The organism is Flavobacterium sp. (assembly GCF_035456225.1).
GTDB lineage: Bacteria > Bacteroidota > Bacteroidia > Flavobacteriales > Flavobacteriaceae > Flavobacterium.
The window spans coordinates 1-19,016 of the sequence record NZ_DATIDM010000170.1; the positions used below are offsets into that span (position 1 = coordinate 1).

The 19,016-nt window shown below is 36.8% G+C and carries 17 protein-coding genes and 1 pseudogene; 9 read left to right on the forward strand and 9 right to left on the reverse strand.

The window, feature by feature from the left end:
• Positions 1 to 496: pseudogene (locus VLB74_RS10110) on the reverse strand (hypothetical protein); the annotation flags it as partial.
• Between the two features lie 646 nt (positions 497 to 1,142).
• Complete coding sequence (locus VLB74_RS10115; RefSeq protein WP_325203338.1) at positions 1,143 to 1,880, reverse strand: hypothetical protein; 738 nt, start codon at positions 1,878 to 1,880, stop codon at positions 1,143 to 1,145.
• Positions 1,881 to 3,087: 1,207 nt separating this feature from the next.
• Here VLB74_RS10115 and VLB74_RS10120 point away from each other — a divergent pair.
• The 6 genes from VLB74_RS10120 to VLB74_RS10145 all read left to right on the forward strand — a co-directional run bounded on the left by VLB74_RS10120 (position 3,088) and on the right by VLB74_RS10145 (position 7,137).
• Positions 3,088 to 3,462 (forward strand): hypothetical protein, encoded by a 375-nt coding sequence (locus tag VLB74_RS10120; protein ID WP_325203339.1) that lies wholly within the window; start codon positions 3,088 to 3,090, stop codon positions 3,460 to 3,462.
• Between the two features lie 473 nt (positions 3,463 to 3,935).
• A complete protein-coding gene (locus VLB74_RS10125; RefSeq protein ID WP_325203340.1) occupies positions 3,936 to 4,085 on the forward strand; it encodes a hypothetical protein in 150 nt (49 codons plus the stop codon).
• Entirely contained in the window at positions 4,082 to 4,195 is a 114-nt protein-coding gene (locus VLB74_RS10130; RefSeq protein ID WP_325203341.1) for a hypothetical protein, read from the forward strand. The genes VLB74_RS10125 and VLB74_RS10130 overlap by 4 nt, the downstream gene beginning before the upstream one ends.
• Before the next feature lie 118 nt (positions 4,196 to 4,313).
• Positions 4,314 to 5,306: a hypothetical protein gene (locus VLB74_RS10135; protein ID WP_325203342.1), complete on the forward strand. Its 993-nt coding sequence runs from the start codon at positions 4,314 to 4,316 to the stop codon at positions 5,304 to 5,306.
• A 64-nt stretch (positions 5,307 to 5,370) separates the two neighbouring features.
• Complete coding sequence (locus VLB74_RS10140) at positions 5,371 to 6,264, forward strand: alpha/beta fold hydrolase (RefSeq protein ID WP_325203343.1); 894 nt, start codon at positions 5,371 to 5,373, stop codon at positions 6,262 to 6,264.
• A 201-nt stretch (positions 6,265 to 6,465) separates the two neighbouring features.
• Positions 6,466 to 7,137, forward strand: coding sequence for an FAD-binding oxidoreductase (locus tag VLB74_RS10145; RefSeq protein ID WP_325203344.1), 672 nt, complete (start codon positions 6,466 to 6,468; stop codon positions 7,135 to 7,137).
• A 68-nt stretch (positions 7,138 to 7,205) separates the two neighbouring features.
• On the opposite strand, the gene VLB74_RS10150 is transcribed toward VLB74_RS10145, so the two are convergent.
• The 7 genes from VLB74_RS10150 to VLB74_RS10180 form a co-directional block, all read right to left on the reverse strand.
• Positions 7,206 to 9,746 (reverse strand): T9SS type A sorting domain-containing protein, encoded by a 2,541-nt coding sequence (locus VLB74_RS10150; protein WP_325203345.1) that lies wholly within the window; start codon positions 9,744 to 9,746, stop codon positions 7,206 to 7,208.
• Positions 9,747 to 10,067: 321 nt separating this feature from the next.
• A complete protein-coding gene (locus VLB74_RS10155; protein WP_325203384.1) occupies positions 10,068 to 11,114 on the reverse strand; it encodes an o-succinylbenzoate synthase in 1,047 nt (348 codons plus the stop codon).
• Between the two features lie 167 nt (positions 11,115 to 11,281).
• Complete coding sequence (locus tag VLB74_RS10160) at positions 11,282 to 11,959, reverse strand: metal-dependent hydrolase (protein WP_325203346.1); 678 nt, start codon at positions 11,957 to 11,959, stop codon at positions 11,282 to 11,284.
• A 17-nt stretch (positions 11,960 to 11,976) separates the two neighbouring features.
• The gene (locus VLB74_RS10165) at positions 11,977 to 12,870 is read right to left on the reverse strand and encodes a 1,4-dihydroxy-2-naphthoate polyprenyltransferase (RefSeq protein WP_325203347.1); all 894 of its coding nucleotides are present in this window, start codon (positions 12,868 to 12,870) and stop codon (positions 11,977 to 11,979) included.
• A gap of 77 nt (positions 12,871 to 12,947) precedes the next feature.
• Positions 12,948 to 14,462, reverse strand: coding sequence for a PH domain-containing protein (locus VLB74_RS10170; RefSeq protein ID WP_325203348.1), 1,515 nt, complete (start codon positions 14,460 to 14,462; stop codon positions 12,948 to 12,950).
• The gene (locus VLB74_RS10175; RefSeq protein WP_325203349.1) at positions 14,455 to 14,991 is read right to left on the reverse strand and encodes a PH domain-containing protein; all 537 of its coding nucleotides are present in this window, start codon (positions 14,989 to 14,991) and stop codon (positions 14,455 to 14,457) included. Before VLB74_RS10175 ends, VLB74_RS10170 begins: the two co-directional genes overlap by 8 nt.
• Positions 14,992 to 15,124: 133 nt before the next feature.
• On the reverse strand, positions 15,125 to 15,964 hold the full coding sequence (locus VLB74_RS10180; protein WP_325203350.1) for a 1,4-dihydroxy-2-naphthoyl-CoA synthase: 840 nt from the start codon (positions 15,962 to 15,964) through the stop codon (positions 15,125 to 15,127).
• A 70-nt stretch (positions 15,965 to 16,034) separates the two neighbouring features.
• On the opposite strand from VLB74_RS10180, the gene VLB74_RS10185 reads away from it, so the two are divergent.
• The 3 genes from VLB74_RS10185 (at position 16,035) to VLB74_RS10195 (ending at position 18,973) form a co-directional block, all read left to right on the forward strand.
• Positions 16,035 to 17,153: a C1 family peptidase gene (locus tag VLB74_RS10185; protein WP_325203351.1), complete on the forward strand. Its 1,119-nt coding sequence runs from the start codon at positions 16,035 to 16,037 to the stop codon at positions 17,151 to 17,153.
• Between the two features lie 112 nt (positions 17,154 to 17,265).
• Positions 17,266 to 17,463: a hypothetical protein gene (locus VLB74_RS10190; protein ID WP_325203352.1), complete on the forward strand. Its 198-nt coding sequence runs from the start codon at positions 17,266 to 17,268 to the stop codon at positions 17,461 to 17,463.
• Between the two features lie 325 nt (positions 17,464 to 17,788).
• Positions 17,789 to 18,973, forward strand: coding sequence for a serine hydrolase domain-containing protein (locus VLB74_RS10195; protein WP_325203353.1), 1,185 nt, complete (start codon positions 17,789 to 17,791; stop codon positions 18,971 to 18,973).
• The last annotated feature ends 43 nt before the right edge of the window (positions 18,974 to 19,016 follow it).

Consider the following 19,016-nt stretch of genomic DNA (forward strand, 5'->3'; position numbering starts at 1 on the left):
TGTTTTCAAAATATTTGGTTACAAATTCGATAGAATCACCATCAAAATGTACAGATCCCATCGTTTTATTTCTTTGGGTAATCATACTTTGAATATTGTACGGCTGATCCTCAAGAAAAAGTTCCATGATGGATTTCCCCAAATATTCCGGATTTGAAATTGGTTTTGGCGACTCAGCTTCTATTCCGGTGCTTCCAACTAATGATTTAACATCCGGTAACGTTTTGTGCTGATAGTTTATGTCGAGCTTTTCCAGCGAATGACTATTAACCATTCTGCTCACTTTGTAGTTTTCGTTACAACCAAAAGCTTTTTTTAATAAGGGGGCCAAACTTTCCGGTTTATAGCATTTTCTATAATCAATGCTGTATCGCTCAAAACCAATTTTTTCTTGTATAAACTCACCAGAAACTATTAGGGATTCTTCAAATTGCATGTAGGTTTCGTTTTCTAATCCAATTCCCCAATAATATTTTTTTGTCTGATTGTCTTTCATTTATACTAGTTTTCTTTTTATGGTTATTTTGAACTTTTTAAAGTCATTATTTTTATTCGGAAGCACGTGTTTAATCTACTGGGAATCTAAACAAAAACAATCCTTCAAACGGATGGATTAAACAAATTCTTAAATCCATTCTCTTACTTTTAAATTATAGGAATTTATATTTCAGCCTCAGAAATTTTGCATTTGAATCGACTAACCGATTGATAAAAAGCAAAATTTTGTAATGGAGTTAAAAATCACTACAGCCATTAATCATTTTAATATCAATAACTTAAGTAGATAAATTGCCTTGTTACAGCTTTTGCTGCTCTTGTTTTTTTCCAGGTTGCGAAGGTACTCATTATTATCTTATTTCAAATGGTTAATTCATTGAAAATCAAATAATAATACAAAACACTCCAATTGTCTGATTAATTACTTGGATTACTTGGTTTCAGATATAGTTTAAAACTATTTGCTTAGTGCATTTTGCTTTAGCCTTTAAAAGCATTTTAGCCATAACTCGAGGATAGCGAAGTGCGCAGCAATTACACAAATACAGACAGATTAAATCGTGTAATTTGTGGCTACTAAATTAAGGCTGCAACCCTGCAGACGTTCAGACTGCCTATCAAATCATGAACTCTAAGTCCATAGTTTAGTCATGGTAATAAAACACGTAAGAGGAATATAGTTCGTCATTCCACCAATCTTTTTTAACTTCTGAAAAATAATTGTAATTCACCTTTCCCGCTTGTGATTGCAGTGGGTATATTACCACGCCATTCTCTCTGTAAGCTTGATGCTCGTTCGTTTCCGGAACAACAGGAACGATATGTCCAGAGAGTCCTTTTTCTTTCCTTTTGGCACAAATTATTCCAACACCTCCATCGGTGTTCACTTTATTTTGAATTTCTTCAGCAGTAAACATCCTTTTCCATCCAAAATCTTCTCCCCATTTTAAAAACCAGTCGTGTATGGCACTGGAATAAATGTGATCTACGGTTTCTCCCATAAGCGGTTCTACTTCCTGTCCTTCCAATATTTTTTCCAGGGCTTGGTCTGTCCACCAAACAGTAGGAAGATACACTTTACAGAAACGACAATAATCATAAGAGTAAACATTACAATAAGTGTCTTCTATTGTTCTTTGGTACCTAATGTTATTAACAACATCCAGTTTGTCGATTAATTGGCCAATGCTTTCTCGTTTAGTCTCTGCATTAGTTAAGTCTCTGTACGGAATATCAGAGTCTGCCATTGGTTTGTACTTCATTTTTGCAGAATCTAAGCGAGATTCCGGATCGGGTAAGAAATCGGCAGCTGTTATTTGGCTATTGGGTTTTGAATGATTCACTTCTAGTGTTGAATAAGTCGATTCTGTATGTTTTTTCATTTTAGTTGCTTAAAATTAATTAGCATAATGCTAACGGAATTTTACTATTCGCCTAATGTATTTCTGAAAAGAAGTTATACCCTATTATTTTAAAAAAAGACAGGTTGTGTTTTTTTTGCGCTCCCGAAATTATTCGGAGAAAATCCTCAAACATGCTTACTCAAAATAAGTTCTTCTAAAATTTAAATGTAATAAAAAAAACAGAAGCTGAAATATAATTTCATTGTAAATCAGTAAATATCGATCTGAAATTTGTGTTCCGATTTATTATTTGTATTCACACGGTAGTTTTTGCCATTTTTAAAAAAACGTCACGATCGCGCAAATTGGTCAGTGGTTGGACAGTACGGATTTGCAATCCGAGGACTTTTCAGTAGAGAATTTATCATCTTTTTAAAACATGACAGCGTTGTGATTTTTTTAAAAATATTATAATTGGGTATAACTGTACATAAAAATCTTAAAGAAAAAAACAATTCAAAATATTTAAAATTACCACTAACAGCGGTTTTGTGCAAATAGGGTTTAGTAACCATTAGGAAGAGCCAGTATTTGCAATTCTCTCCTATTTTTCTCTAATCCGTCATAATCTGTAAATCCAAAACCGCTTATTTGCTTAAATCTAAAAGGAACTATTTCTAAATAACGGCGACCTCTGTTACAAAAGCCGTATTTTACTTTTCCACACCACCCTTTTTTAATAAAAAAAAATGCTAATTAACTGATTTTCATGAATTTAATCTTTTAAATTAAGCTGACGCATAAACAAACTCGTACATTTATAGTTAATTTTAAAAAATAGGTATGCAAAAAAAGTGATGCAGTCAGATTCATCTGTTATCCATTTCGAGACGGACTGATTACAAAATGGTGATTTAGATGTCTTTGGCCGCAAACGTTCAGTGGATGCAATGTTTATAGTATTAACTAAAATGATTTTTTATGAAAAACGCTACCAAAATTATCGTCGTCCCATGCATTATTTTCTTCACTTGCTTTACGATTCAAGTACAGGATCAAAAACCTTTTAATGATGGCAGCAAACATTAGAAACTCCATGTCCCTGATAATGCACCGGTAAAGCAATACTGGTCAATGATTGTCTATAATCGAGAAACACAGGCATTTATCCGTAATGTAACGATGGACTATACTTCGAAAACACTATTCATATTTGAATTTATTAATAAACTAAACAAAAAAAATTATGAAAAAAACCGTATTCGCACTGCTGGCTTTTGTGTTATTGACAGCGGTAAATGGTCAGGCACAATCTAAATCCACGCCAATGGAACGTGCCGAAAAGATTACGACTTGGATGAAAGACAACCTTAACCTTACACCGGAACAGATTCCGTTGGTGCAGGAACTTAATTTAAAGTATGCAAAAATGAATGAGGAACTGAAAAACATGGCCGGACCGCGTAAGAACAAAATGGAAAAGCTGAAAAGTAATGATATTGCAAAAGAGAATGAACTGAAAAACATTTTGACACCGGATCAGTATAAATTATACGAATCAAAAAAGAGAGAGCTTAAAACGGAAGCAAAAAAACGTCACAAAGAAAAACAGAAAATGTAGTTCATCAACCAATATAATAGTATAGTCTCATAGAAAAAGAGTTTGACAGTCCAGTGCTTTGGTCGCTTAATCTCTTGAGACTTCAGTCTCGTATAGTATTGCTGAAATTTACTGTAATTAAATAACATGCCTTACTAAACGAAAAAAATCTATGTCTCTATGTGATTAAAAAAACAGATTGAATCAGACTTAAAGTGATATAGTTAAATATCTGATGAATGTGGTCCGGAACTTAATTAATGAGGTTCAGAAGCTCATTATCTTGGTTCAGAAGCGCATTATCTTGGTTCAGAACCTGGTTTTTTACGTCAGACAACCTGATTAATATGGTTCAGAACCTGAAAAACATGGTCCGGAACCTGAAAAACATGGTCCGGAACCTGAACATTGAGGTTTAGAACCTGGATAATGCGCTTTTGAACCTGAAAAACGCGGTTCAGAACCTGGATAATGAGGTTTAGAACCTGAAAAACGTGGTTCAGAACCTGGATAACATGGTCCTGAACCTGGATAACATGGTCCTGAACCTGGATAATGAGGTTCAGAACCTGGATATTGAGGTTCAGAACCTGAAAAACGTTATGCCTGGGGCGATGATTTCAAATGCGATGGACACACTATGACAAACACATTCCAGGGAAAATTTCCCGAAGGCGGAATAGCCGAAGACGGGTATAAAACGACTTCTCCAGTGAAGAGTTTTCCTTCAAACGGTTATGGATTGGTTAACTGACAAATGATAAGGAAGAATAAACAAGCTGTTCCCATTAACAGTTGAAACAAATTGGATTGACTTTCAGCAATTTGTAACATTACTCCAATTAATCTGACAAATAAAGAAATTGCAAGCCATGAAATTATATTTAGTTTTATTTGTAACCTTTCTTTCAATTTCTCAAAATTTTGCGCAAAAAAAGGCAGAAAGAATTGAAAAAGACAGTCTTATTATTATTCGTCAAAATCCTAAAAAAGGTTTCCACAACGATTACCTATTATTTATTCCAAAAGGCACACCAAAAAACAAACAAATTTATTTACTGGTTGAACCCAACAATACAGGAACAATCTCCGACTCAATGGAAGTCCACAGAAAAAGTGCTATTCATACAGCTTCTGTAAGTTCCGTCGGCAATAATATTTCAACAGAATTAAAAATCCCCTTGTTAGTACCAATATTTCCAAGGCCGGAATCAAAAGCATTGGTTTATACACATGCTTTAGACAGGGATGTGATTTTCGAAAAGTCAGAATCATTAAAAAGACTGGATCTGCAACTTATCAATATGATCAATCACGGTAAAGAAGAACTTAAACATTTAGGGATTATGGTTAATGATCAGATTTTTATGAATGGTTTTTCCGCCTCTGCTTCTTTTACAAACCGATTTTCATTTCTGCATCCCGAAATCATAAAAGCACTTGCCATCGGAGGTTTTAATGGTGAACTTATGTTACCATTAAGCGAATATAAAGGTGAGAAACTCAATTATCCGCTTGGCATCAATGACATAAAAAAGATAACAAAGGAGGCTTTCAACGAAACTGCGTTCAAAAATATTCCACAGTATATTTACATGGGAGCATTGGATGATAATGATGCCGTTCAATATGACGATGCTTATAATGATGATGAGCGAAGAATTATCAATACAACATTAGGGAATCAGACACAAAACAGATGGCAACACTGCCAACAGATTTACAAGAATCAAAGTGTTAACGCTAAATATACAACCTACGAAAATGTCGGACATGAAACTACTTCGAAAGTAAATTTAGATGTCATTCTGTTTTTTAACGAATTCCTAAAAAAGGCGCTAACTAATGATGATTCGGCTAAATAAAAATGATGTTATTCCGAAAGGTTAAGAATCCTCATTATCGCATTAACAATAAACAAATATCAAAATGAGACCTGTAATAGCAATTTTGACTTTCCTATTTTTAACCTTAACTTCCTGCAAGGAAAAAGGAGCTGAAACAACATCCGATACTATGACAAACGCGGCAACCGATAATTTACATTTCGAAAGTGGTTATTCCAACGTTAACGGACTAAAAATGTACTACGAAATTTATGGAGAAGGCAAACCTCTTGTCCTTATTCATGGCGGTGGTTCAACGATTCAGACTACTTTTGAAAAAGTTATCCCACTATTGGCTAAAAACAGAAAAGTTATAGCTGTCGAATTACAAGCTCACGGACGTACAAGCGACCGAAATAAACCACTCACATTTGAACAGGATGCAGACGATGTTGCCACACTTCTCAAAAACCTGAACATCGATAAAGCGGACTTTTTCGGTTTCAGCAATGGAGGTACGACCGTTTTACAAATTAGCATCCGACACCCCGAAATCGTTGACAAAATTATTTTAGGATCTGCCCTTTCCAAACGCAACGGAGTTCCCGAGCAGTTTTGGGGATTTATGAAACAAGCTCGCCTGGAAAATATGCCGAAGCAATTAAAAGAAGGTTATAAAAAAGTAGCTTCAGATTCAACCGGTTTACAAACAATGCACGACAAAGACGTAAACAGAATGAGTAATTTCACTGATATTCCGGATGAAAAAATCAAAACCGTAAAGGCTCCCACTCTAATTGTAATTGGAGACAATGATGTGATTACTCCGGAACATGCTCTTGAAATGCACAGACTGATATCTAATTCAGAATTAGCTATTATTCCTGGCGGACATGGAGAATACATCGGGGAAATAACGACATTAAAACCTGACTTTAAAGAAAGTGAACTTATTGTCCCGATGATTGAAAAATTCCTCAATAAAAAGGAAAAATAAATTGCATCAAGCAACAAAGGTTTTACTTCAAACAAGATAATCAGGTAATTTTAAATGAATGATGTGTTGAATCAAATCAATTCATTTTAAAAATCTCATTCAAATACAATCCGATTTACTTTTCACGATTAATTTTTTCAGTAACTTTAAGGAAGCTAAAAAATTATTCACCTTCGCAGGTGTTGTTCAAAATAGAAATTTATGAAAAACAACCATGTTGTAAAAGTCTTAAAGGCTCAATTTATTACCCATGATGTAAAATCGTTCGTAGTGGAAAAACCCATCGGATATGATTTCGTACCCGGACAGGCCACTGAAATCTCTATTAATCAACCTAAGTGGAAAAATGAAAAGCGTCCGTTCACTTTTACGAATCTGAAAGAATCCAATTATCTGGAATTCATGATAAAAATATACAAAGATCGCAATGGTGTAACCGATGAACTGGGACGAATAAACGCAGGTGATGAATTAATCCTTCATGATGTTTTCGGAACAATAAATTATAAAGGTCCGGGAGTTTTCATTGCTGCAGGTGCGGGTATCACTCCTTTTATTTCAATATTCCGGGATCTTTACAAAAACAACCAGATTTATGGTAACCGGTTAATCTATGTCAACAAAACTTCCGAAGACGTAATAATGGGCAATGAATTGCGCAAAATGCTGAAAAACAATTTTATAAATTTTTACACCAGGGAAAATGTGGTTGGTTTTCAGGGCAAAAGAATTGACCGTAATTTCCTTATTGAAAACATTGTAGATTTCAGTCAGAACTTCTATGTCTGCGGTCCTGAAGATTTTGTAAAAACCATCACAAAAATTTTACTTGATTTAGGTGCCACCGCGGATGCAATCGTAATTGAAAACTAAATCCTCATTTCTATAAAATAAAAAACTCCGACATTTTGCCGGAGTTTTTTATTTAACAATTAAACGCGTTACTCTTTAACTATTCGGATTGTTTTTTGATTACTGCCTTGTTGGACAATCGCGATATAAACGCCTCTTGGAAGATTTTCCCCGAAAGTCACATTAGGTTCTTTGATATTTACCATTTCTTTTATTAGTCTTCCGGAAATATCTAACACATTAATATTGATTTCATCTGTACTTTCACTCTCAATTTCAAAAGTAAACTGATTGTTACTAGGATTTGGATGAGCTATTACGTTAAAAGAAATATCAGATTTATTACCTGTAATAGTCGGACAACCTGATGGAGGACATTTACCTAAAACATCACCATGAGCTAAATGCTCTGCCACCGCACTCGGATCAACACAAATGCTGGTACACGGATTTTTATTACTACCTGTTCTATGGCAAATAGCAATTTTTTGATTGCCACTGTTTCCGGCAAAACAACGAACATCTTCAGCTAAAACAGTTATTGTACAGGTTTTTGTACAGCCATTGGCATCCATTACCGTTGCGGTAAAGGTAGCATCAGCCATTAGTGAAACGGTGACCGAATAACCTGTACTAGCGTTGATCGTACAATTGGAAGTAGAAACGGGATTTACTGATAAAGATCCTGATGAAGGACAAGAAACAGCTGTATTAAGACTAGTATTAGTATTCGCACCCGGTATCCATGATTCATCACCGGCATTAGTAAAAACATTGCAGTTAAGTGGACGATTCATCGATATTGAAACCTTATATGGTCCAACTCCTCCCGAAGGATTAACCGTAATTGTAGCTGTTTGATCGCCTGAATAACCATAATACAGTAGATTATTAGTGGTTGAGCATGATGCAGCCACTTCTGATGGCGCAGTGATGGTTACCGATTCAACAGCAAATGTACACTCATTGGCATCTTTAACCGATAGGGTATGCAATCCGGCTCCAAGACCCGAAAACACATTATTTGATCCGTAAGAACCTCCATCGATGCTGTAGCTCAATGCTCCGGTTCCGCCGCTGGCTGTAACGGTAATCTCTCCATCTGTCGAATCAGCACAACTTAACTCCGCTCCATTAAAATCCGAAGTTACAGCTCCACTACCCGAAATGGCTGATGGCGCAGTGATGGTGATAATTTCTGATGTCACAGAGCATCCTCCTGAAGCAGTGGTCACGGTTACTGTATAATTACCTGGTGCAAGACCCGATACATCTTTAGTCGTAGCCCCATTACTCCACAAATATGAAAATGGATTTGGATTTCCTCCATTAGTTGTTAAAATTATACCTCCATCGTTGGCTCCGTTACAACTCACATTTGATTGTGCAATACTCAAAACAGGTGCGACACAAGGATTATTAACTGTTAAAGATGCTGCTCCAGAAGTAACTGCTGAAGGACACGCACCACTCACCATACACTTATATTGGTACCCATTCATGGCTAATGTTGCATCTGTAATAGATAATACAGATGAAGTAGCGGTATTAACCACACTGTATGGGGGAGCTATATTTAAATTTGAGAAACCGCCCCCTGTATTAACTTGCCATTGGAAATTTAATCCTGCTCCTGTTGCAGAAACATTAAAACTTGCATTATTACCAACATTAACTATCTGATTTGAAGGATTAGAAGTAATATCTGGTCTAGTGTTTACAGTTACTAATATGTTATTTGAAAAATCGGAAGTACAAACTCCACTTTTTACTTCTGCACGATAATAAGTCGTAGCAGAAATATTATTTACTGTATAAGGACTTCCCCCAGAGCCACCAATATCGGTAAAGGTTGTACCATTGGCTGAACGCTGCCATTTTACAACAGTACCTGTTGCACCATTTACCGAAAGCTGTACATTGCCTCCTTCACAGATTGGTAATGTTGTTGAAGTAATTGCTGTCCCTCCTACAGAAGGAGCATAAACCGTTAAAGGATCTAATTCACTAGTTTGAGTATTACCAGTTTTTGACTGTATAATATAATAAACGCCTGTATTAATTACAATTGATGAATTAATTGTAAATGTATTTGATGATCCATCTTGAAGAAGAGAGTCACCAGCATCCGGAGTACCATCTCCATCATCTTTGTAAAATTTAAAATTTGTGAATCCGCTTCCGCCACCGCTAGCAGTCATTGTTACCAACGCACCCGCACAAACAGTGGATGGAGTAATCGTTATATTTCCATCCGTAAAAAATACTTCATAAGTAAAGCCGGACTCTGAACCATCGGCAACAAGCAAAAGGTCAGAACCCAATTCATATTCCGTGACAAACCATGAGGCATCGAAATTACCCGAGTTATCTGCTACGATAGTCCAAGGATCGTGGGGATCTGGCGTTCCGTGATCGGGTATGGGGTCTGTAAGGTGATCTATTCTTAAGTTAATTACCTCATTGGGTTGCCATCCAGTTCCAGTGATATAAACTGTTTCCCCTGGGGCATAATCCAAATCGGCCTGATCAAGTGTTACGGTTTGCCCAAACGAGAGCGTCGTAAACAATAAAATCGAGAGTAATATTAAATTACTCCAAATCCTTTTCTTTAGTAATAATGTTCTCATATTTAAAGATTTTACATTTACAAAAAATTTATTTCAAACCGAGCCCGAAGGGCACAGCAAAAAACACTCGCAAAACTGGAGCAGTTGCAAACGAACAATCAAACGGCATAACCCATTTGACCCTTAAAATCTCTTTAGGATCATTATTTTGGAAGTTTAAGATGCTCGGTGTGGTATTAAGCAAGCTTAAACAATTGCAATAAAATTCGATAATTTGAACTCTAATTTAGAATTATGATTTGTAAGAATCTTAACAAGACGTTAAGTTTTCGATAAAAGGAATAAAAAAAACTGCCTAAAGCAGTTTTTTGAGTAATTATATTATTCAAAATTCAATTTTGACGTATCCCATATTTTATCTTTTTCATACCAAAGCTGACCGTTTTTTACTTCCAGGGGGCAATCAAAATTATTGGTATACAACCCGCCGGTTCCTAATCCTTGCGGCATCGGATTTTGAAGTGTGTAGGTCCATTGTGCGATGGCATTTAATCCGATGTTGCTTTCCAGAGCCGAGGTAATCCACCAGCCGATTCCGAATTTTTCAGCCAAGTCAATCCACTCTTTTGTTCCGCGGAAACCACCCACTAAACTGGGTTTCAGGATAACGTATTGCGGTTTGATTTTTTTGAGTAACGCTTCTTTTTCTTCCAGAGAAAACACGCCAATTAACTCTTCATCCAAAGCAATTGGAAAAGGGGTCGTTTTGCATAGCTCTGCCATCCTGCCAGCATTGTTTTTAGCGATAGGCTGCTCTATGCTATGCAATTCAAACCCAGACAATTGATTTAATTTACCTAAAGCTTCATTTAAACCAAAAGCGCCATTAGCATCCACCCTTATTTCGATGGTTTTGGCATCAAAATTGGCTCGGATGAAACGCAATAAATCCAATTCTTTTTGGAAATCGATAGCGCCAATTTTGAGTTTGATGCACTTAAATCCGGTTGCTAATTTTTCGTCGATTTGTTCTTTCATGAACACCTCATCACCCATCCATACCAGACCGTTTATGAAAATACTTTTTTCGGTTTTTGTGAAATACGATGGGAATAATAAAAATGGATTTTCGGCTTCCAGTGATAAAAAAGCCTGTTCGATTCCGAATTGGATGGATGGGAATTCCAACATGGCTTCCCAGAGTTTGTCTTTCCCTAAATGGATGTTCTCACACACCCATTTTAGTTTTTCCTCATAATCCGGTCGGTCATCAATGCTTAAAGTCCTTAAAATTCCACACTCGCCTATTCCTTTCTTTCCTTCTTTTTCGAGGATGATAAACCAAGTTTCCTTTTCTGTCAGAATACCTCTTGAGGTTCCCGAAGGACGCTTGAAATTGAGCAAGTACTTTTTATATGTTGCGGTGATCATCTAAACTTTTACAGATATGAAAATGGTTAATCTAATAGCCCCGATGGGAGTGGCATCCTTTTCAAATGGTCATTGAGGCTCTCGAAATGACCATTTGAAAAGATAGAATGGACAGCGGGAACATGGATTCCAAGAAAAGCCCAAGCCATCCGCTCCTAAAAAAATTATAAATCGATTGAATCTCCGATATTCAAAAGCATCAGGTCTTTCCCTTTGTCGAAGAATTTCTTAATGGCTTCTTCGTGGTTGATTACGATAAATCCGAAAGTATCGTAGTGGTAGCCTAAAACTTTATCGCATTCCAGAAAATCGGACGCGATGATAGCATCGTCTACGTTCATCGTGAAATTGTCACCGACAGGCAAAATCGCTAAATCCAATTTGGTGCGCATCGGGATGAGTTTCATGTCCATCGTTAGCGCTGTATCACCTGCGATGTAAATGTTTTTGTGCTCGCCTTCGATTACGAATCCGCCCGGTTGTCCGCCATAACTTCCATCAGCAAAGGAACTGGTATGGATGGCGTTCACGTATTTTACGGTTCCGAAATCAAATTTCCAGTTTCCGCCGTAGTTCATCGGGTGGTAATTCAGCCCTTTATGACCGAAATGCGTTGCTATTTCATAATTGGAAACAATGGTAGCCTGTGTTCTTTTTGCAATAGCTTCCACATCGAGAACATGATCCTGATGTGCGTGCGTCACCAAAATATAATCTGCTTTTAAGGTGTTGATATCGATATGAGAAGCGTTTGGATTTCCTGTGATAAACGGATCGACCAAGATATGTTTGCCGCTCACTTCAATTCCGATGCAGGCATGACCGTAAAATGTGATTTTCATGAGGTTATATTTTTTAATTAGTTGAAGAATACCATAGTTAGAGAAAGAATGATTGCCAAAGCAAATGTTCCTAAAGCTACTTTTTTCAATTCCGGATCGAAATCGGTGTATGTTTTGGCTTTTTGAACCGTTTTTAAATGTCGAAACATCAGAACCGTTATAAACAAAGCAGCAAAATAGCTTATTTCCTCCAAAACAGAAAAAACAAAGATGGATAAAACGGCCAGAATAACTATAGTGTAATGATAATATTTCGCGGCCTGCAATCCCATTTTTACTACTATGGTGTTCTTTCCGGAGTTTCTGTCATTTTCGATGTCACGCATATTATTCAGATTTAAAACGGCTACGCTTAAAAAACCTATTGCGATTGCCGGTAAAACCAGAACCATATCAAATTCCTTTGTAAAAAGGAAATTCGACCCTAAAACACTTACCAATCCGAAGAAGATAAAAACGAAAACATCTCCGAATCCGCTGTAACCGTAAGCGCCTTTTCCTACTGTATATTTAATAGCCGCGACTATAGAGGCGATTCCTAAAACGAAAAACAACAGTGAATAGCCGAAATTCTCTTTTCCGAAAGAAATGTAAATCAGCGTCACAGCTGAAATCAGTGACAATACTGATGTAATAATGATTGCCTTTTTCATTTGAGATGCCGTAATGGCTCCGCTTTGGATGGCGCGTTGTGGTCCTACCCTGTTTTCATTGTCGGTTCCTTTCACGCCGTCGCCGTAATCGTTGGCAAAATTGGAAAGTATTTGAAAGAAAAGTGTTGTCAGCAAAGCCAATACAACTATTTCCCAGTTTTCATATTCTCTGTAATAGGCATAGGCACTTCCTATAATTATTCCCGATACCGACAGCGGCAACGTTCTGAGCCTTGCGGCCTGTATCCATTTTTTCATTTTATTTTTTTAATACTCCGAGTATTATTAACAAGTTTTCTCAATTAATTTCCTACTTCTAACTTCCAACTTCTATCCTACATCCAGTTTTCCTTTGTGGTTTCCACCTGATACAGCCACAAATTTACCAATTCCTTAATCTTGGTAAAATTCCCTAAATGAAATGACAAATCCCCGCCTGCCGTTGTGATGGTAACACTTCCGATATTTGCGCGTTTGTGCCAGAAAAACTGACTGACTCTGATTGCCTGAATTTTATGAGGCTCAATGATTTCGTTGTCTATATCCCAGGCGCCACTTTGCTTGATGATGTATTGTTGATTTACAAATAAACGGTAATTTCTGAATCCGAAGTAAAGCAGCAATACTACAAAAACCAGATAGACCGGAAGGAAAAAAATATAATCGAATATTTTATCATCAGTACTAAATCCGTATCCAAAAATTACGAAAACCGGCAGGACAATCAGAAATAATGTCGGAAATAACAATTTTCTGAAATTGGGTTTAAGCATTACTCCTTTTTCCGGAATCTGTCCGAATAAAAGTTTCAGGATCGCTTCTTTTTCAACCTCATCACAGCCCGGAATTTCAATAGCCGCTTTTTTATTTTCTTTTTCTGTTTCACTACCCGAGGCCTGCTTGATTTTGAAGTTCAACACATTCATTTTCTTCTGCAGCCAGTTCTGACTCAGTGCCACAATCTGTACCTTTCCAGGTTTTATGATTGTGTTTTTTGTATTCAGCAATCCGTACGAGAGCAACAAAGAGCTATTCTGTTTTGTTATTTTGAAATCGAAGTATCTGATAATTGTTCGGAAAAGATTGATGACCAAAATCAGAAAAAAAACTACAAGCAATAAAATCATCAACGAATACATTGCCATATTCTGATTAATGTAGTTTTCGATTTCGGCATCTACCTTATCTATTGCGTTTGAATTTTGAGCCAGATTTTGGATGTTTTCAAAAAGGGTAAAAAAGAATGCCAGCAACAGACCAAAACTGCGAACGTAATTGGATGTGATTCCGATTTTTACCAGACTTAAAAAGCCAATAGCTATAAAAGGCCTTTCTGTTTCAGTCGATGTAACATCTGAAGGCTCTTCGTTTACTGAAACTCTTCTCGATTCTGCCAGCAACTTTTCCCTCAAAGCAATGGCCAAATCATGGGAAATAGCACGAATGGAAACCTCTTTTTTTGAACTTCCGGCCGTGTCAATATCCAATGCGTGAACACCGATAATTTTCTGAATTAGCGACTGATTGATGTTTACCTGTTGAATCTTATGCAGCTGGATGGCAATTTTAGATTTATTGAGTACACCTTTATTGATAACAAACTCATCATTTTGGTCATCGATAAAAAAGGTAAAATTGAGGTACTGCAAATACGCAATAATACCAACTATTGAAACCACTCCAATTAAGGTCAGAACCAAAAAGAGTTTGTTCATTTCGTTGAACTTAAAAACCCAAACCAGCAAAAGAGGCCATAAAGCGCGTACAATCTTTCGGAGTGTGTCAGCAAACATTACCAAAACCCCGATTAGAGATTGCCTTTGCGGCTGATTAAATTCGGATTTATTCATTCTCAACAACGTTGTTAGCAATTTCAGCGGTTAATTTCGTCATCAGTAATTGCTTTATATTTTGTGCCTGATCTTTTTCGATTCCGGGAATTTCTATATCACTGTTCCCTCCACCTGCGGTAAAAATCTGTATCGAAGCCAATCCGAATTGTCGTGCTATGAAACCTTCATGTAAAGCCACATGCTGTATTCTGCTGTAAGGAATAATCGTAGTCGTCTCCGAAATGATTCCGCTCTTATACAACACATCATGTTGACGGAAAGCATAACCTCGTTTTTTAAAACTGATTTTCCCTAAAATCGTAGAAATCAAAAACAAAACAAGAACCCCGGTTACTAACAAATACCAATAGTTTCGCGCTTCTTCAGCAAAAAACAAAAACAATCCCACCATCAGACACATAACCAGCAGGAAAATAAAATTACTTATCAGGATAATCTTCTGGTATTCCTTATGCAATGGTAAAAACGAAACTTCCTCAAATTTGGGAAGTTTCGTAATATTTATGGTTTCGTTGGTAAAATTCAATTTTGATTAATTTTAGTTACAAGGGATAAGCTTCAGGGATAGGGGATAAGTTGTAAGGGATAAGAGATAGTATGTAAAGTTTCCCTTTTCCCTTTTCCCTTTTCCCTTTTCCCTTTTCCCTCTTGTCTATCTATTAAGGAATATACTTCTTCTCAAAGTTAGGTTTACGTTTTTCAAGGAAAGCATTACGTCCTTCGATAGCTTCGTCTGACATGTAAGCCAAACGTGTTGCTTCTCCGGCAAAAACCTGCTGCCCAACCATACCATCATCAGTAAGATTCATGGCGAATTTCAGCATTTTGATGGAAATCGGCGATTTTTCAAGGATTTCCTGTGCCCATTGATAAGCAGTATCTTCTAATTCCGCATGAGGGATAACCGCATTTACCATTCCCATTTCGTAAGCGTCTTGAGCAGAATAATTTCTGCCCAGGAAGAAAATTTCACGGGCTTTTTTCTGTCCGACCATTTTAGCTAAGTACGCCGAACCGTATCCTCCGTCAAAACTGGTCACATCAGCATCTGTCTGTTTGAAAATAGCGTGTTCCTTGCTTGCCAGCGTTAAGTCACAAACCACATGTAAGCTATGTCCGCCTCCTACCGCCCAGCCCGGAACAACGGCAATAACCACTTTCGGCATAAAACGGATTAAGCGCTGTACTTCCAGAATATTTAATCTGTGGTAACCATCATCACCCACGTAACCCTGGTAACCGCGTGCTTTTTGATCCCCGCCACTGCAAAATGACCAGATACCGTCTTTGGAAGAAGGTCCTTCCGCCGAAAGCAAAACCACTCCGATTGAAGTATCTTCGTGAGCATCGTGAAACGCTTCCAAAAGCTCTTTCGTTGTTTTTGGTCGGAACGCATTACGTATATCCGGACGGTTAAAAGCGATTCTCGCCACCCCGTCGCATTTCTTATAGGTTATATCTTCAAACTCCTTTACTGTCTTCCAGTTTATTGTACTCATGTTTTCAAATTTAAAACGTAAAAATAAACCATTTTTTGCATTATCTTGCGCTTTCAAAAAATTAAAAACAATGAAAAAAATATTTGTTTCTGCCGCTTTATTAGGTTTGATTTTCGCAGCAAATGCTCAAAAATATGAATTCCAAACGGTTACTGATTTAGAATCATTACCGGTTATCAGCCAAGGACAAACAGGGACCTGTTGGAGTTTTTCGACATCTTCATTTTTAGAATCGGAAATCATCCGTCTTACGGGTAAAAAAATCGATCTTTCGGAAATGTATCAGGTGCGAAACACCTATCCGAAAAAGGCGGAAAATTATGTAATGCGCCAAGGGAAATCGCAATTTGGCGAAGGAGGATTGGCGCACGATGTTATTAATTCGGCAGCGGATTATGGTTTGGTTCCGAATTCGGTATACACTGGTTTGAATGGCACTTCCGAAACTCACAATCACACGGAAATGGTTGCTGTTATTGAAAGCATGCTGAAAACCTACGTAGACAATCCGGCAAAAAAACTATCACCAAACTGGAAAAAAGCAATCGATGCGATGTTGGATGTGTATATCGGAAAAAACCCATCAGAATTTACTTTTGAAGGAAAAAAATATACGCCACAAAGCTTCATGGCTATGACTAAAATCAATCCGAAGGACTATGTAACGATTACATCATTTACCCATGTTCCGAATTACAAATCATTCTTACTAAACATCCCGGACAATTTTTCCAATGGAAGTTTTTACAACCTTCCGTTAAATGAATTTATGGCCAATATCGATAATGCGCTTGCAAATGGTTATACGGTTGAATTGGATTGTGATGTCAGCGAGCCTACCTTCTCCGGAAAAAGTGGTGTGGCTGTTATCCCTGCCAGTGATGAGGATGCTAAAATCATTTTAACTGAGATAAAAGCGGAGAAAAACATTACGCCTGAATTCCGTCAGCAGGAGTTTGAAAATCTGACTACTACTGACGATCATTTGATGCATATCGTAGGAAAAATGAAAGACCAAAAAGGAAACATTTACTATAAAGTAAAAAATTCCTGGGGTACTGATGAGAAACGTGTAGCCAACGGCGGTTATGTTTATATGAGCGTCGCTTATATGAAGTTGAAAGCAATTTCTGTTTTAGTTCACAAAGATGCTTTACAAAAAAATACAGCAAAAAATTTAGGTATTTAGACAATAAAAAAGAAGATAATTTTTTTAGAACATAATTAGAATTTTCGTAATTTTAAGTACTTCTTTCACAAGAAGTTAGTTCACTAGATTTATTAATTAAAAAAGTTATTCTTTGAAAAAATCTGTAATTTTTGTCGCTCTTTTATCTGTAGTATTATTTACAAGTTGTAAAAAAGATTCTGAAGTTAAACCTGAAGAAACAACTGAAGCAGTAATGGAAGAGCAGGTAGATTCGGTTGCAACTGACAGCATTAAAACTGATGAAGTAGCACCTGTGGAAGTTAAGGGAGATACATTGACTAAAAAATAAGTCATATTCTTTAGAAGACATTTTCATAAACCCATAGGTAATGACGTGAATGTCGGATTAATGAAATGGAGTTTCAACGCTCTGCTTAAAGACAAAGAAATTTTAAAACAATTGATGTTCAGCGCTATTTTTCAGCTGATGCAATTGTTAGAATTTATTTTTAATAAAACAATGAGGCTAACCCAAAAGGTTAGCCTTTTTGTTATTTCCAATCACAGTTTTTGTTTCGACTTTTAACAATTTGTGACTTTTAACAAATTTAATTCGCTTTGGGATTTTGTAAATAGCTCGGGTTATTTATATTTGCCTTTTACCAATTATTACAATGAGAATATCAAAATACATCACTATACTTTCCCTTTTTTTATTTTTTAGCTGCAACGGAAAAGACGGCAAAAACGGTAACGATCAAAATGATACTGTTCTTTTAGCCGAAAAATATGCAGTCAGTTTTCCAAAGCTGGATGGAAAATATTTTGAAAAAGAAAGAACTTACGTAGAAAACTTCTACAACAAACATTACAATCCGAAAGATTTCAGTGGCGGTTTTTTAGTTGCCAAAAACGGTCAGATCATCTATGAGAACTACAGTGGCTATGCTTATAAAGAAAAAGGAGACAAAATTACCGCCGAAAAACCCATTCACATCGCATCGGTAAGTAAAATGCTTACAGCCGTTTGTGTTTTAAAATTGGTTGACGAAGGTAAAATCCAGCTTGACAAAAGCGTTCAAACTTACCTGCCGACTTTCCCACACAAGGAAACTTCGGTTCGTATGCTGTTAAATCACCGAAGCGGTTTGAGAAACTATGCTTATTTTACTGATGACAAAGGGGTTTGGAACAAAAAGCAAACGTTAACCAATCAGGATGTATTAAACCTTTTGGCTACCAAACCAATCGGATTGGAATCAAGACCAGGAACTCGTTTCGGTTACTGCAACACTAATTATGCATTATTGGCTTTAATTATTGAGAAGGCAACCAATAAAAAATACGCTGCAGCGATGAACGAAATGATTTTCAAACCCCTGGGAATGAAAAACACTTTTGTTTTTGACGATCTGAAAAAGAAAGACGAGGTTAGTCAATCGTATAAGAACAACTATTTACGACTTGCCTTCGAATTTTTAGATCAGGTATATGGTGATAAAAACATTTACTCTACACCAAGAGACTTGCTGAAATTTGAATTGGCTACTTATTCCGATGCTTTCTTAAGCAAGAAAATGAAGGCTGAAATGTTCAAAGGATACAGTTACGAAACCAAAGGGCAACGTAATTACGGACTGGGAATCCGAATGCTGGAATTTGAAACCGGACAGAAATATTTGTTCCACAACGGCTGGTGGCACGGTAACACTTCTTCTTTGGTAACGCTGCGTAAAGAAAACGTGACCATCATTGCGCTTTCCAACAAATACACTCACAAAACCTATCAGACCAAAAAACTGGCGCCACATTTTGGCGATTATCCTTTTAAATTTAAAGAGGAAATCGGTGCGGAATAATCGAGTTAGAGAATTAGAAGGTTAGAAGAAAACAAGTACTGAA

What these genes read in the sequence shown, in the direction of transcription:
- VLB74_RS10115 (WP_325203338.1), bottom strand. Translation starts at nt 1,880, where the DNA reads ATGAAAAAACATACAGAATCGACTTATTCAACACTAGAAGTGAATCAT.
- VLB74_RS10120 (WP_325203339.1), top strand. Translation starts at nt 3,088, where the DNA reads ATGAAAAAAACCGTATTCGCACTGCTGGCTTTTGTGTTATTGACAGCG.
- VLB74_RS10130 (WP_325203341.1), top strand. Translation starts at nt 4,082, where the DNA reads ATGACAAACACATTCCAGGGAAAATTTCCCGAAGGCGGAATAGCCGAA.
- VLB74_RS10135 (WP_325203342.1), top strand. Translation starts at nt 4,314, where the DNA reads ATGAAATTATATTTAGTTTTATTTGTAACCTTTCTTTCAATTTCTCAA.
- VLB74_RS10140 (WP_325203343.1), top strand. Translation starts at nt 5,371, where the DNA reads ATGAGACCTGTAATAGCAATTTTGACTTTCCTATTTTTAACCTTAACT.
- VLB74_RS10145 (WP_325203344.1), top strand. Translation starts at nt 6,466, where the DNA reads ATGAAAAACAACCATGTTGTAAAAGTCTTAAAGGCTCAATTTATTACC.
- VLB74_RS10150 (WP_325203345.1), bottom strand. Translation starts at nt 9,746, where the DNA reads ATGAGAACATTATTACTAAAGAAAAGGATTTGGAGTAATTTAATATTA.
- VLB74_RS10160 (WP_325203346.1), bottom strand. Translation starts at nt 11,959, where the DNA reads ATGAAAATCACATTTTACGGTCATGCCTGCATCGGAATTGAAGTGAGC.
- VLB74_RS10165 (WP_325203347.1), bottom strand. Translation starts at nt 12,870, where the DNA reads ATGAAAAAATGGATACAGGCCGCAAGGCTCAGAACGTTGCCGCTGTCG.
- VLB74_RS10170 (WP_325203348.1), bottom strand. Translation starts at nt 14,462, where the DNA reads ATGAATAAATCCGAATTTAATCAGCCGCAAAGGCAATCTCTAATCGGG.
- VLB74_RS10180 (WP_325203350.1), bottom strand. Translation starts at nt 15,964, where the DNA reads ATGAGTACAATAAACTGGAAGACAGTAAAGGAGTTTGAAGATATAACC.
- VLB74_RS10185 (WP_325203351.1), top strand. Translation starts at nt 16,035, where the DNA reads ATGAAAAAAATATTTGTTTCTGCCGCTTTATTAGGTTTGATTTTCGCA.
- VLB74_RS10195 (WP_325203353.1), top strand. Translation starts at nt 17,789, where the DNA reads ATGAGAATATCAAAATACATCACTATACTTTCCCTTTTTTTATTTTTT.